Consider the following 14,664-nt stretch of genomic DNA (forward strand, 5'->3'; position numbering starts at 1 on the left):
CATACATCGATCCTTTTAATCAAAGACAGCTTATGAAGAACAATTTATCATTTAAAAACATTACGGCTATTATTATGGGTAATGCAATTGAATGGTACGACTATTTTGTTTACTCTTTTTTAAGTGTGTATTTAGCCAAAATATTTTTCCCAAGCTCTAATGAGCTTAATTCTTTATTAGCTATAACGGCCACTTTTGGCGCTGCATTTTTTATGCGTCCGTTAGGGGGCATTGTTTTGGGAATGGTTGCTGATAAGTACGGTCGAATTCGAGCAATGAATTGGTCCATTGCCTTGATGACTCTAGCCTTAGCCTTAATCACTTTTGCGCCAACCTACAATAAGGTTGGGGTGATTGCTCCATGCATTGTTTTATTTGCTCGGCTGATTCAAGGATTCTCTGCAGGGGGTGAATGTGGCGTTTCTCCAGTTATTTTATTTGAGTCCTCACCTGCAGATAAAAGAGGGCTGTATTGTTCTTTGCACACTTTTAGCCAGATGGTTGCTGTATTCTTGAGCTTGGGGATAGGCGTACTATTGGCAAAGTACCTATCAATCCCACAGATTGAAGATTGGGGATGGCGTATTCCATTTTTTATTGGATTAATCATTATTCCAGTAGGTGTATATATTAGGCGTTGTGTGAAAGAGCCTTTAGCTATTGTGCCAACATCATCAAAAAAGTCATTACTAAGAACGACGCAGCATAATCGGCGCAATTTGCTTATAGTCACTGGCTTGGTTAGTGGTGGAACGGTCGCAATGTATGTCCTTTTATCCTACATGCCAACTTATGTGACAATGTACTTACATCTTGATGCTTTTGATGCTTATAGTTCCAGCTTAATCGGCGTAGGTTTGATGATAGTATTCATTCCTTATTTTGGCTGGTTATCTGATAAAGTGGGAAGAAAGAGCCTAGTATTATTATCTATGCTGTGTTGTTTCAGTGAACTTTATCCTTGTTTTTTATGGCTCAATGCAGCCCCCTCATTCCAAAGACTTGTTATGGTTCAATGTATTATTTGTTTTCCTTTGGCAATGTATTACGGAGCAATCCAGGCTGCTATTACTGAAATATTTCCATTTAATGTTCGTTCAACGTGTTTGTCTCTGAGTGTTAACGTATCCGTATTATTATTTGGTTCTTTCGCTCAATTTTTTGTAACTTTATTTATTAAGCTATTTGATAATCCTTTGGCGGTGACTATTTATCCATTAGCTGGCATAGCGATTTCTATATTAAGTGTCCTAATGTATCAAGAACATAGAGAATCTGATGTTATAGCCAACAAGGTCATGGCAGGCTGATTCATGATAAAAAAAATCAAACTAGTTTAATGGAAGAGCAGATCTTCTTAATTTATAGAGCGTTCAGAGTAGATAATATAAAGAGCTATAATCAATAGTATTACTTAAGATAACGATATCACTTGAGTATAGGAGTGCTCAGATCTCTGTTTTAGCTTGTGAGGAGTTCATTATGGGTACAATGGTGTATCATTCGTTTGATTTAGATGGATGTTTTAGGAATGAGGTCTCCGCACAAGCTCTTGCTATAACTGCTGCGTTCGGAGCGCTTGTTCTTGCTCCCACGGGCATTGGGCTTATTGTTGGTATGGCTGTAGCCGGTGCATTGGCATTGGCTAGCATTGGGACTGCAATTGGTGCTAAACACACTTGGCCCAAAAAACTCGCGATTTCAAGCATGCAATCGAAGAGATAAAAGAGCATCCTGAAGAGCACGTGGAGGAAGGGCTGCAGTCAGCAAATTTCAGTGGGATGCATTAATCTGAGTTGGGGCAAGATCCAACAACGGATGTTGAGTCAAACACAAGCTTAGTGTCGGGTAGTTTGTTGCTCGACTTACCAGCCTTAATACGTTAATGTAATTTAAGAGCAGAACGTACTCGCCTCATCAAAAAATTAGCGACAGTCATGACGCCTACTTTCCAGTAACCTATTATTTTAATTTGATGTGATTTATAGAGAGACAAATACATCATTCTAGCTAAATACCCCGTAATAAATACACTTTTTTCATTGCCTACAAATAACGCACCAGTTGTTCGATTATGGCTTAAAGAGACTAAAGAACCATAATCGACATAGCGATAATTAGGCAGTGGTTTATTTTTTAACCGATGCTTAATTGATTTAACTAATAAGCTGGCTTGTTGATGAGCCGCTTGCGCGCGAGCTGGCACCTGCTTTCCATCAGGCATCATACAGCACGCACAATCCCCTAGTGCGAAAATGGTATCATCAACGGTAGTTTGCAATGTTGGTTTCACTTTAATTTGACCAGCATTATTTAACTCAAAATCAGCTAGAGTTTTTACGCCCTCTTGGCCTTTGACCCCGGCAGCCCAAATCACCATATCGGCGGGCAGAAATTGGTTGTCTTGAGTCATCAATCCATTATCTTTTACAGCAGTGACTCGAGTATTGGCTAAAATATCAATATCCATATGCTTTAATTGTTTTTGTGTTACTGCAGAAATATTCTCTGGTAAGGGCGACAAAATACGAGAGGCCGCTTCAATAATAGTAATAGTGGCGATCTCTTTGGGGACATATTTTTGTGAAATGAGTGCGCTCAGTTCTGATAAGGATGTTCGTAGTGATGCCGCTAATTCAACACCTGTAGCACCGCCACCTACAATAGCTAGCCGAATAGGTTGCTCGTAATTTTCATAGTGTTTATTAATTAATTTTTCAAAAAGAACCTTATGAATTTTTTTTGCCTGGGCTTCTACATCTAGATAATAACAAAACTGATCACTTCCGGACGTATTGAAGTTATTGGTAACACTGCCAATAGCTAGAACCAAAATGTCATAGGAAAGGGTTAATTGCTCGGCTCTCTCTTCTTCATTAGGGTTGTGGATTAATATAGTTTTGTTTTTTCTATCAATTTGTCTTAGTTGACCTAATTCAAAATGAAATTGATTTTTTTTGGCAATGGCTAAGTAGCCCATTTTGTCATAAACGTTGTTAAGACTGCCACTGGCTACTTCATGAAATAAAGGTTTCCATACATGGGTTAGTGATTGATCCACTAAGGTAATTTTTATATCTTTGCGATTGCGATAGGCTCGCCCTAAAGAAACAACCAACTCTAAGCCGCCAGCTCCGCCACCTACGACGATGATATTCAAAATTGACTCCCAATGTTTACATCCATTGTTCATAGCTTTATTGTAGCCTTTATTTAATTCGCCGCAAAAGCAATTATTTTAATTATTAAGAGTTGCAAATGAATAAATTGATTTGTTCTCTTTTCTTATTATCAAATCTTATCAATAGTCACGCTGAAAATAATACGGCATGCCAGAATCCTAAAATTAAAATTGCAGATCTTCGTGAATTAGTTTACTCCTACAAACATAATCAATGCAGTAAATTGGACGTTCCTGATACCCCGGCACTAATGGATTTTCTGGTAGCCATATGGTTTTGAACCATTGATGGATGCCGGCTTTCGCCGGCAATTCGAATGTGGTGGAAAATGGCTTCGTCGATACGCTACTCGAATTCTCGTACCCTGGTTCTGCGCTTTGTGTTTCCCTGCACGTTCCTCACTACAGCGAGTTTGGAACGAAGTCTAATTTTAGACGAATTACCGGCGAAAGCCGGTATCCATATGGTTTTGAACCATTGATGGATGCCGACTTTCGTCGGCAATTCGAATGTGGTGGGAAATGGCTTCGTCGATACGTTACTCGAATTCTCGTACCTCGGTTCTGCGCTTTGTGTCTCCTTGCACGTTCCTCACTACAGCGAGTTTGGAACGAAATCTAATTTTAGACGAATTACCGGCGAAAGCCGATATCCATATGGTTTTGAACCATTGATGGATGCCGATTAGTTGGCAATTCGAATGTGGTGGGAAATGGCTTCGTCGATACGCTACTCGAATTCTCGTACCCTGGTTCTGCGCTTTGTGTCTCCTTGCACGTTCCTCACTACAGCGAGTTTGGAACGAAGTCTAATTTTAGACGAATTACCGGCGAAAGCCGGTATCCATATGGTTTTGAACCATTAATGGATGCCGATTAGTTGGCAATTCGAATGTGGTGGGAAATGGCTTCGTCGATACGCTACTCGAATTCTCGTACCCTGGTTCTGCGCTTTGTGTTTCCCTGCACGTTCCTCACTACAGCGAGTTTGGAACGAAGTCTAATTTTAGACGAATTACCGGCGAAAGCCGGTATCCATATGGTTTTGAACCATTGATGGATGCCGGCTTTCGCCGGTAATTCGAATGTGGTGGGAAATGGCTTCGTCGATACGCTACTCGAATTCTCGTACCCTGGTTCTGCGCTTTGTGTCTCCCTGCACGTTCCTCACTACAGCGAGTTTGGAACGAAGTCTAATTTTAGACGAATTACCGGCGAAAGCCGGTATCCATATGGTTTTGAACCATTGATGGATGCCGGCTTTCGCCGGTAATTCGAATGTGGTGGGAAATGGCTTCGTCGATACGCTACTCGAATTCTCGTACCCTGGTTCTGCGCTTTGTGTCTCCCTGCACGTTCCTCACTACAGCGAGTTTGGAACGAAGTCTAATTTTAGACGAATTACCGGCGAAAGCCGGTATCCATATGGTTTTGAACCATTAATGGATGCCGACTTTCGTCGACAATTCGAATGTGGTGGGAAATGGCTTCGTCGATACGGTGCTAGAATTCCCGTGTAAGTGCTAGGCTTGATGTGGGGTACATAAAGGAAGTTTTATTTTTTCTTTATGTACCTAAAAGGCTATAGACTTTTAAAAATTTCTTCGGCAGACTGTGTTATTCATTTTATGTCAAGGACGCAAGAAGAATGAGATATACACAGCCCAAAAAATCAGTAATCGCTTTTTTAGTATCACAGTCTCTCGTTAGCATGTCTGTTTTTGCTGCAGGATTCCAAATTAATGAGATTAGTCCAAGTCTACAAGGTGATGCGACTGCAGGAGCCGCGGCAGCAACTGATGATGTTTCCGCTATGTTTATTAATCCAGCTACGCTAGCTACTCTAAAAGACAGTCAGGGTTATTTAGGCGCTAGCGAAATTTTTCCTCATGTGAATATGACTAATGCTGGTGCAGTGCATTCAGTTAATATTCCAGGCTTTCCTGCGAGCAGTATTACTGCACCGGTACTGGGGCAGAATTATCAAGGGAATGTTTCGCCTTCTGCTTTTGTGCCTGACGGTTATATGGGATTGCGTATTAATGACAAAATGGTTGTTGGTTTAGGTTTTAATGCTCCTTTTGGTTTGAAAACGGCCTATTCGCAAAATTCTGTAGTACGGTTTGACGCACTTTATAGCTCTGTGAAAACGGTAGATATTAACCCTGCAGTATCTTATGCCATTACTGATCAATTAGCAGTTGGTGCTGGTTTTCAAGCTCAATACTTAAAAGCGGTCTTTGCTAATTTTAATGGACCTTATACAGGATATGCTCCTGTAGATGCCTTTATAGCGTCTACTTATCCAACCAGTCTCGGTGGCTATAGTTGGGGTTATGGTTATAATCTTGGTGCTATATACAGTCCTGATAAAAAAACACGTTTAGGTGTAGGATATAGATCTCGAGTTAAACAGGGACTTAAGGGCAATGGTCAGCAGTATGTATCTCCAGGAGATGTAGTTCCCGCACCATCACAAAACTTTCTATTCAATGCTCAAACTCCGGTTTTTGCGAATATTACAACCCCAGATGTTTTGACCTTTAGTGCCGCTCGCGATATTGCTAATTGGACTCTTAAGGCATCAGCGCAAATTAACTTCTGGAATGTATTTAATCAGCTCAGTATTAATATGCCAGCAGCTTTTGCAACTAATAGCACTATTCAAACACAATGGAAAAATTCTTGGTTCGGTGCTTTAGGTGCTGAATATCATATGTCGCCTACTTGGACTTTCCGTAGTGGGGTGGCTTATGATGAAACACCAACAACAGCCTTCCGTGATCCTCGCATCCCTGATGCAGACCGCTATTGGTTGAACGTGGGAGCAAGCTATACCTTGAACAAACATCTATCTATAGATGGTGCTTATGCCCATATTTTTGTAAGAGATCAGACAGTTAATATCGTTCAAGCAAGCGGAACCAGCGCAACGAGCACCGTGCCTCTGGAAATAAACCAAGTCAATGCCACTTACCAGAGTTCAGTAGATATCGTGGCACTGGCATTAAGATATCGCTTTAACTAATTTCAAGGAGAGTAAGGCATGTTAAAGAGAATAATAACATTGGCAGAACGCACAAGGACGCGCTTAGCTGTTATGGCTAGTTCTGTCTTTCTATGCTGCGGTATAACTGATTCTGTACAGGCGCTGCCATTTAATCAGATTCATCAAGTTTATTTTTTTGGTGATAGTTTATCTGACAGTGGCTTTAATAATTTATTGCCTTTTACACCGAATTTTCCTGCGGGTAAAGCACCTACTTATACTACATATGGTGGGTACACTTGGTCGCAATATGTGGCGCGAGATGTTAAAGGGTTCTTATTACCTGTTGGTTATCCTGTACCTAATCCTCCCGATACGATCACTAATAATACTACACCTCTTTCATTACCAGTCGTTGCGCCTGTTTCACCAGTCCTGGATGGTGTATGTTATGCCGCGGGAGGTAGTACCACTAATTCAACAGGAGTTGGTACTCCATATGCCCCATCTTTAGCTGCTCAAGTAAGTAATTTCCTTAATCAAGTAGTAATAGAGCCAAATGATGTGATTTTTGTATGGTCTGGAGCAAATGATTTACTAAAGCTACTTTTATCACCTACTCCACCAACACAATTTCAACTATTGATGGCGGCAAATTATGCGGCTACTAATATAGCCAATCAAGTGGCTCTTTTAAGCGACCGAGGGGCAAGAAGAATAGTAATCATGAGTTTGCCGAATATAGGGTATACTCCTTTAATACTCGGAGCTGCTGCGTCTAATCCATCGCTACCTGCTAGCATAAAAAGTGTTACCTTTAGCTTTAACTCCATGTTAAATCAATCCATTGGTAAAGTAATTGCTTCCCATCCCTACACTAAAGTTCTTTATGTAGATGTTTATGATCTTTTAGATAATGTGATTTTAGCGGCTCAGCAGGGGAAACCTTATGTAGTGGCGGGGAAGACATTCAACTTTGTTAATTATAATACTCCTGCATGTGGTAATGTTATCAGTGCCTTATTCTGCCCTCCTGGCACTCCAGCGGGTTATATCTTTGCCGATACCCTGCACCCAACTGATGAAGCGCATCGTTTGTTATCACTTTATGTAGAGTCACAAATATATAATTGGGCGTAGTATTGTTGTTGGGTTAAAAGGCTGTAACTTTTCAATAGCCCCAGGGGAAAATGTCATCCCGAACGAAGTGAGGGATCTCCAAATTCAGGCACAGTGCTAATGTCTGGAGATCTCCCACTTCGTTTGAGATGACTTGTTGAGACGTTACAAAAGTTCCAACTTACTTTTGATTTTTCTGCAACCAGTCTTTAATGTAGTTACACGATTCTTCAATAGCACGTACTGCTTGATGGTATAATTTATCAAAGAACTTACGTTCCCCTGATTTCCAATAGCGTTCGACATATTGACAAGCATATTTCATTCGTATTGTGCCCACGTAGACCGCGCTTCCTTTAATATAATGAGCAATTTTTTCTACTGAAGGATAATCTTGGTTTTCATATGCTTTTTTCATTTGTATTAAATTAGCAGGAACATCTTGAGAGACTACTGTTAATAATTGGATTAACAGCGACATACTTCCGCAATTTTTAAGAGCTTGTTCCGTATCGAGCAAAGCATATTGTTCTAATTGAAATAATTCGGCATCAGTATTTGGCAAATCTTTTCCAATTGCTACATTATCTTTAGGCAGCGTGGCGTTACTCGATGTAATAAATTGTTTAAGGATTTCTGTTGCCTTAGCCTGAGTTAGCGGTTTTGTTAGAACCGCGGTCATGCCAGCCTCAATACTTCGTTGTTTGTTTTCTTCATCTTCATGGGCGCTAAGAGCAATAATAGGGGGAGAATTAGGCTTATTGCTCATGTTTTTAATTTGGCGACTCACCTCATAACCATCCATTCCTTCGCCTAAACCTATATCCATGAAGATTAAGTCATAAGAGCGTTTTGCGTAAAGAGTTAACGCCTCATTGCCGTTGGCCGCTATATCCACATGACAGGAGAGTGTCGCTAGAAGAGTTTTAGCTATTGATTGGGCAACTTGATTATCTTCTACTACTAATACTTGGACTTTTTCTGAGGTTGTATTTGTATCTATTAGAGTTGCTGTATTGTTTAATGAAGATTTAACCGGGGGGGTAACGATGGGCTTAGTTTTTGAATATTCTGTTTTATCTATTCCCGAGTCATCATCTAGAAGAGGCTCTTGGACAGGAATAAGACAAGTAAAGCAAGTCCCTTTATCTAGTTCACTTTCTACATAAATTTCTCCACCAAGTTCTTCAATAAATTTTTTAACAATATATAAGCCAAGACCCGATCCTTTGTAAATTCCTTGGTAAGAGGGGGTGAGTCTATTAAATTGAATATAGACCTCTTGTTGTTTTTCTTGGGGGATACCGATACCAGAATCAGTTACTGTGATTTTGAGAGTTAAATTACGATGCTCTCGTTTGGCAAGGATAACTGCAATAGTGACATGACCAACCTGGGTAAAATTAAGGGCATTACCAACCAATTCCAGTACAATTCTGTGGACTCGAATTTTATCTCCTATAACAAATTTAGGTAAGGAATCATCAATAGTAAAAGACAAATTTAATCCTTTTTCCTGAGCTTTTGCTGAGTAGAGGGCGGTTATGTGCTCAAAATTTTGTACTAAATTAAATTTTCTTTTAAGTAGCGGTATTTCGCCGGAGCTGATTTTAACCGCTTCTAGTACTTCATCCAGCAGATCAAGCAAGGCATGACTTGAGGCGACGAGATTTGCGGCATGTTCTTTGATGTTAGGCTCAGTTGATTCTGATTTTATAATTTCGGAAAAACCGACAATACCAGATAAAGGTGTTCTAATATCATGACGCATATTGGCAAGAAATGCTGTTTTGGCATGGTTAGCTACTTCGGCTGCTTCTTTAGCTTGATGAAGTTCCATTTCAATTTTTTTTAAACGAGAAATATCAATGGTGTTGCCTATGATGCCAATGATTTTGCCGTCTTTATCCCATAGAGGTCTTTTAGTTGATAGCAGAGTGACTATTTCTCCGGAAGGTAAATGGGCTAGTTCTTCTCTAGAGAGCTCAGCTCCTTTTTTCATGACCTCTAGCTCAGTTTGTCTGTACCCACTTGCCGATTTTTGATCAAAGAGTTGATAGTCTGTTTTTCCAATAACTTGTTTTTTATCGATCTCATTAATGAATCCTAGTCTATATAAGCTTTCAACACAGCGGGTATTTAATCCAAGCCACACACCTTTTGTGTCTTTCCAATAGATATCTCCAGGAAGAGTATCTACTAAATTTTTTAACTGAAAATTCTCTGCGGACAATTCTTCAATTTTATGATTCAGCTTTTGAATAGTCTTTTTATATTCCAATTCGGAACAAGATTTATGCGCACTATTTGGTTTTGTCATGTATTGAAGCCTTGGGGTAAGTAAGTTTTGTTTCGCTATAACAAGTATAGTCAATAACCCATTTCCCGTTCATGTTGATTTTTATATAGGTCATATGGTTTTTTAATAAACTGCAATTGACGATAATTTGATTAAATGGTATCGTATTTCGCCAATAAAAATGTTTGTTTGTATGATGTTAACTCCAAATGGTCAGACTGCCAATAAGATAGAAAAAGTGATGTTGCTCGCTTTGTGGGCTAATGCTTTGAAAGAAGAAAAAGAACTTCAGGATCCTGTTACAACTAAAAAGCTAATTGCAGCTGGAATGGGAAAACCCACATACCCTATTAATGCTCAAACTATTACATCCTATCTTTCTTACTGGCAAAAATTAAAGGATTTAAGACAACAAGAGCGCCTTAATCCAGAGGAAATGCAAGAAAGTACAGCCATTGATTATGGAGATCCTCGCGGTGATAAAATACCACGGACTATGATGGCTGAGAGCATGTCCGCATGGTATGAGTCCGAGATTGGTCCAGAACATATCCTATTTACCGTAGGGGGCATAGGCGCTTTGCGGACTTTATTTGAAACATTCAATACCCACTACGAAGAGATACCAGGTTATAGAATTATTACCCCTTTTCCTCATTATAGTGCGTATGCTAATAATCCATTACATCGGTTACATCCTGTTGATGTCATGAAAGAACCCGGTTATAAATTGACCGCGGAAGCATTAGAAAAGGCTATTGAAGAGGCTTATCTTTTAGCAGAAACTGATCAGGGATGGCCAAAAGCTATTTTAATCTGTAATCCATCTAACCCCTTAGGGACTATTATTGATGAGGCAGAATTACAAAAAATAGCAAACGTATTGCGCTGTTATCCTGAGCTACATCTTATTTTTGATGAGGCTTATACAGAAATGGCGTATAAGGAAATGCCGTCATTTTTGAAGATTGCTCCGGATTTAAAACATAGAACTATCATCATGCGTTCTGCAACCAAAGCCTTATCAGCTGCTGGTGAACGTATGGCGGTGCTTTTGGTTTTTGACTCAATTTTAATGAATGAACTACTTAATAAAAATATTAGCTATTTTATTCATGCTCCTCGCTCGGCGCAAATCGCTTATGCACAAACAATGAAGCATTTTAATGCTGAAGAGAAAGCAAAACTGGCTGATTTTTATAAAAAGAAAGTGGACTATGTCATCCATCGTTTACAGACTATGGGAGCTGCCATGCCAGATTCCCAGTATGAAGTCGAAGCAACATTCTATGCTTTAGCCGATTTTAGTGACCTATTCGATTTGGAATTGCCCAGAGAAGCCCAAAGGGCGCTACAGAAAACAGGCAGAGTAAGTACTGGGGAAGAATTGTCTTACTACTTATTATTTAAAGATGCAGTAATGATTGCCCCTTTATCTTATTTTGGATTAGCAAAAGATTGTGGCTTTATGCGTATTACTTGTAGTGCTACTGAGGATGAATTAAAAGACTTGATGGATAGATTGGAGTTGCGTTTATCTATAGCAAGAACGAATAAGAAATTAGCTTTAATGGAGCAAATCCAGCAGAAGCTCCCTGAATTGCAGAAGAAAGATCCTTTTATTTTCACGGCATTAAACAAAAAAATAATGCACTATACCCAAGGGGCCGATAATTGTCTGACTCTAAAAACGAAAAATAAGGTATTAAAGAAACTTTATTTTATCATGATGAGTCACTTAGAGATTCAGGATGAAATTATTAGTGCCTCGACTTTTTCGGAGCAAATGGCGTGATCTTGGGGGCTATTTAGAGATAATTAGTTTTTAAGTCACGCTCTACCAAATAAGAAATAATGATGATAAAGTCTTGTAACAGAAGATTTTATTCTCAGGCATTGACGGCTCAGTTCAATCAGTTATCTATCGAAAATAAAGACTAACTCTATTGAGCATAGGGATTGATGCAAATCTATTGAGTTTCCATTTTTGGATGAAATAGTTTTATATAGGGAAATATTAGCGCATATGTTAAAGTTTTTTACCCTTATAGCTTGCTTGCTCCTCGGTGCATGTATGATGGTCGGTCCTAATTATAAGGAACCGAAAAAGCAAGTGGCCCAGCATTGGCCTAAAAAAGACGCATCAGTTAAAGAAGCCCCATTTGTAAATGCCAAATGGTGGAAAGTCTTCCACGATCCTGTGTTGACTTCTGTAATCAATAAGGGTTACGAGAACAACTTATCCTTGCAAAGTGCAGGGGTTAAAGTACTTCAGACAAGAGCTCAACTGGCACAAGCAACGGGGCAGTTGTATCCCCAGCAGCAAGCTTTGATGGGTAATTATAACTATAATCGAATCGGTGGTGGACAATTCCAGTCTGTTTTACCGCAAACATTTGATACTGCTCTATTGGGTTTTACTTCAACCTGGGAAATCGACTTTTGGGGAAAATACCGCCGCGCCATTCAGTCTAATAATGCTGCTTTTTTAGCTTCATTTGCGGCTTATGATAATGCTTTAGTCACACTCACTGCAGATATTGCCAGTATCTATATTAAGATTCGTACTCTTGAAACCAAAATCAAGGTGACTAAAGCCAATATACAAGTACAAACAATCGGTTTAAAAATAGCTACCGCACGCCACAATGCAGGACAAACAGGTCTTGTCGATGTGGAACAGGCTCAGGCGGAACTTTCTGAAACTCAAGCAAGTTTGCCTTCGTTAGTCAATGAATTACAACGACAACAAGATGCATTGGCTGTCTTATTAGGAACTGTTCCCAATGGAGCGAATGATCTATTACGTAAAAGTCGTGGTATTCCTAAGGCGCCTATGACTATAGCCGTAGGTATTCCCAAAGAGGCCTTAGCAAAGAGGCCTGACATTTACCAAGCTCGCGAGGAGGCTATTGCACAATCTGAGGCTATAGGCGCCGCTAAGGCGAATCTTTTCCCCGCTCTTTCATTGGCTGGAACCTTTGTCTTTAGTTCAAACAGTGTTGGTAGTAATTCGATAACTGATCTGTTTCAGTGGCAAAATAGAGCAATAACTGCTGGACCAACAATGACTTGGCCAATATTGAACTACGGTCAAATCACCAACTCCGTACGTGCTCAGGACGCGGCGTTTCAACAGGCGTTATTAAACTACATGAATTTAGTGCTTAAAGCACAACAAGAAGTGCAGGATAATATTAGTGGTTACATTGAAGCCAAAAAGGCAGAACATTATCTGATTCAAGCCAATAATGCAGCAAAAGAAACCCTCAAATTAACACTGATTCGCTATAAAGAAGGGGAAACAGATTTTACGCCGGTGCTTAATGCCGAACAACAATTATTGCGCATTCAAACTTCTCTAGCTAATGCTCAAGGGGATATTCCTCAAGCTGTAGTAGCACTTTATCGTTCACTGGGTGGCGGTTGGCAAATTCGCGATGGCAATGATATTGTTCCTACAGAAATAAAAGAGGAAATGGCAAAACGTACTAATTGGGGCAGTTTATTAAAGCAAGAAAATCATGAGCCTGCTTTAACCAAGAAACAGGAATTTAAACAACTTTATCTACCAAGATGGTAAACAGTATGAATTTTGATAAAAATCCAAAACAAGTCAAAATAGCAGGGATGGTTGTTATTGGTTTATTTCTGCTTTATTTGATAGTTCATCACTTTTCAAAACCCAAAGGCCCTGAAATTCCTATTCCTGCTGTGACCGTTCAAAAACCCGTAATGGCTGAAATGGTTGAGTACGTGACTCAAACGGGAACTACTGTAGCGTTTAACTCGGTTAATTTGGTTGCTCGTGTTGAAGGCTATTTAGAGCAAATAGAATTTACTGATGGAACTTATGTTAAAAAGGGTAAAGAACTCTTTGTTATTCAGCCTAAACCCTATCTAGAAAAATTAAAAGCGGCTCAGGCCGCTGTAGCTGCGCACAAGGCTGCCAGTGCTTATGATAAATCAGAATATGCCCGCCAGAAACGAATGTATAGCCAAAATGCAACTTCGTTAAATAGTGTGGAAGTATGGTTAGCAAAGATGCATGAGTCTGATGCCGAAGTGGATAAGGCAATAGCTGATGCAGAGATAGCGGCTATTAATTACAGTTATACTCGTGTATTAGCACCATTTGATGGACGTATTGGACGTCATCTTGTTGATGTCGGCAATTTAGTGGGTAATGGGGCTGCTACTGTTTTAGCTACTATAGATCAAGTTGATACCCTTTATGTTTATTTTAATCTTAATGAGCTTGATTTACTTAGATTGCGCCAAGCCGCGCGTGCTCAAGGGGTTACAGCCAAAGATATTAATCAAGTCACTGTTGATGTCAGTTTGCAAAATGAGGCGGAATTTAACCATAAAGCAAAACTTGATTTCATTAACACGGGATTAAATGCTTCAACTGGAACAATGGAGTTGCGCGCATTATTAGATAATAAGGAACATCTATTTGTGCCTGGTCTTTTTGTTCAGGTACGAGTCCCTATTAGTAAGCCGGCAAAACAATTGACCGTACCTGACACAGCCTTACTTTATGACCAAATCGGTCCTTACTTATTAGTGGTTGATAAAAATAATGTGGTTGTATTGAAACGCGTAATACTAGGCGGTGTGGAATTGGGAGTGAGGGCAATTACTCAAGGGATAGAGGCTCAAGATAATATAATTGTTGCTGGGTTACAAAATGCAACTCCTGGAAATAAAGTGCAAGCTCAAGAACAAAAAAAGAATGAGGAAAAAAAAGTTAAATAGGGTTGGGGTTTTTGAGCTGTAATTGTAGGTTTGACCGTTGGTCCATAATCGATAGACTAAGGAGTAAACGCGATAGCTTTCCCCCTCTCCCTAACCCTCTCCCTCGAGGGAGAGGGAATAAGAAGTAGAAAAATAATTCGCGGCACGAAAAGACCCCTCGCCCGCGCAAGGGATCTTGTTTGGCAATCGATAATAAATCGCGAGAGGTTAGGGGGAGGCCCTAGCCCGGCCAAGAGTGTTAAATTGGGTAAGTGTTCTCGAAGGCGAGGGGATAAGTAATATGGCACGAAAAGTTCCCTCGCCCGCGCAAGGGAT

The 14,664-nt window shown here is 39.9% G+C and carries 10 protein-coding genes; 8 read left to right on the forward strand and 2 right to left on the reverse strand.

Features of this window, described 5'->3' with window-relative positions; translation table 11 throughout:
- Positions 1 to 32 precede the first annotated feature (32 nt).
- Together LFA_RS03135 and LFA_RS03140 are read left to right on the forward strand one after the other, a co-directional pair.
- Complete coding sequence (locus LFA_RS03135) at positions 33 to 1,310, forward strand: MFS transporter (RefSeq protein ID WP_045094884.1); 1,278 nt, start codon at positions 33 to 35, stop codon at positions 1,308 to 1,310.
- Positions 1,311 to 1,482: 172 nt separating this feature from the next.
- A complete protein-coding gene (locus LFA_RS03140; protein ID WP_045094885.1) occupies positions 1,483 to 1,725 on the forward strand; it encodes a hypothetical protein in 243 nt (80 codons plus the stop codon).
- Between the two features lie 157 nt (positions 1,726 to 1,882).
- Here LFA_RS03140 and LFA_RS03145 read toward each other — a convergent pair whose 3' ends face one another.
- Entirely contained in the window at positions 1,883 to 3,160 is a 1,278-nt protein-coding gene (locus tag LFA_RS03145; RefSeq protein ID WP_172653454.1) for an NAD(P)/FAD-dependent oxidoreductase, read from the reverse strand.
- Positions 3,161 to 3,258: 98 nt separating this feature from the next.
- Here LFA_RS03145 and LFA_RS03150 point away from each other — a divergent pair, with 98 nt between their 5' ends.
- From LFA_RS03150 to LFA_RS03160, 3 genes are all read left to right on the forward strand, one after another.
- Positions 3,259 to 3,462, forward strand: a complete 204-nt coding sequence (locus tag LFA_RS03150) for a hypothetical protein (protein WP_045094887.1) — start codon at positions 3,259 to 3,261, stop codon at positions 3,460 to 3,462.
- A 1,367-nt stretch (positions 3,463 to 4,829) separates the two neighbouring features.
- Positions 4,830 to 6,209, forward strand: a complete 1,380-nt coding sequence (locus tag LFA_RS03155) for an OmpP1/FadL family transporter (RefSeq protein ID WP_045094888.1) — start codon at positions 4,830 to 4,832, stop codon at positions 6,207 to 6,209.
- A gap of 18 nt (positions 6,210 to 6,227) precedes the next feature.
- A complete protein-coding gene (locus LFA_RS03160) occupies positions 6,228 to 7,310 on the forward strand; it encodes an SGNH/GDSL hydrolase family protein (RefSeq protein WP_045094889.1) in 1,083 nt (360 codons plus the stop codon).
- A gap of 160 nt (positions 7,311 to 7,470) precedes the next feature.
- On the opposite strand, the gene LFA_RS03165 is transcribed toward LFA_RS03160, so the two are convergent.
- Positions 7,471 to 9,609: an ATP-binding protein gene (locus LFA_RS03165; RefSeq protein WP_231865895.1), complete on the reverse strand. Its 2,139-nt coding sequence runs from the start codon at positions 9,607 to 9,609 to the stop codon at positions 7,471 to 7,473.
- A gap of 172 nt (positions 9,610 to 9,781) precedes the next feature.
- Here LFA_RS03165 and LFA_RS03170 point away from each other — a divergent pair, with 172 nt between their 5' ends.
- The 3 genes from LFA_RS03170 (at position 9,782) to LFA_RS03180 (ending at position 14,349) form a co-directional block, all read left to right on the forward strand.
- Complete coding sequence (locus LFA_RS03170; RefSeq protein ID WP_231865896.1) at positions 9,782 to 11,383, forward strand: pyridoxal phosphate-dependent aminotransferase; 1,602 nt, start codon at positions 9,782 to 9,784, stop codon at positions 11,381 to 11,383.
- A gap of 231 nt (positions 11,384 to 11,614) precedes the next feature.
- Positions 11,615 to 13,171 carry an efflux transporter outer membrane subunit gene (locus LFA_RS03175; protein ID WP_045094890.1) on the forward strand — a complete coding sequence of 519 codons (1,557 nt, stop codon included), beginning with the start codon at positions 11,615 to 11,617 and terminating at the stop codon, positions 13,169 to 13,171.
- A 5-nt stretch (positions 13,172 to 13,176) separates the two neighbouring features.
- Positions 13,177 to 14,349 carry an efflux RND transporter periplasmic adaptor subunit gene (locus LFA_RS03180; protein WP_231865897.1) on the forward strand — a complete coding sequence of 391 codons (1,173 nt, stop codon included), beginning with the start codon at positions 13,177 to 13,179 and terminating at the stop codon, positions 14,347 to 14,349.
- The last annotated feature ends 315 nt before the right edge of the window (positions 14,350 to 14,664 follow it).

Source organism: Legionella fallonii LLAP-10, assembly GCF_000953135.1.
GTDB classification, from domain to species: Bacteria; Pseudomonadota; Gammaproteobacteria; order Legionellales; family Legionellaceae; genus Legionella; species Legionella fallonii.

What these genes read in the sequence shown, in the direction of transcription:
- LFA_RS03155 (WP_045094888.1), top strand. Translation starts at nt 4,830, where the DNA reads ATGAGATATACACAGCCCAAAAAATCAGTAATCGCTTTTTTAGTATCA.
- LFA_RS03140 (WP_045094885.1), top strand. Translation starts at nt 1,483, where the DNA reads ATGGGTACAATGGTGTATCATTCGTTTGATTTAGATGGATGTTTTAGG.
- LFA_RS03135 (WP_045094884.1), top strand. Translation starts at nt 33, where the DNA reads ATGAAGAACAATTTATCATTTAAAAACATTACGGCTATTATTATGGGT.
- LFA_RS03180 (WP_231865897.1), top strand. Translation starts at nt 13,177, where the DNA reads ATGAATTTTGATAAAAATCCAAAACAAGTCAAAATAGCAGGGATGGTT.
- LFA_RS03150 (WP_045094887.1), top strand. Translation starts at nt 3,259, where the DNA reads ATGAATAAATTGATTTGTTCTCTTTTCTTATTATCAAATCTTATCAAT.
- LFA_RS03160 (WP_045094889.1), top strand. Translation starts at nt 6,228, where the DNA reads ATGTTAAAGAGAATAATAACATTGGCAGAACGCACAAGGACGCGCTTA.
- LFA_RS03170 (WP_231865896.1), top strand. Translation starts at nt 9,782, where the DNA reads ATGATGTTAACTCCAAATGGTCAGACTGCCAATAAGATAGAAAAAGTG.
- LFA_RS03175 (WP_045094890.1), top strand. Translation starts at nt 11,615, where the DNA reads ATGTTAAAGTTTTTTACCCTTATAGCTTGCTTGCTCCTCGGTGCATGT.
- LFA_RS03165 (WP_231865895.1), bottom strand. Translation starts at nt 9,609, where the DNA reads ATGACAAAACCAAATAGTGCGCATAAATCTTGTTCCGAATTGGAATAT.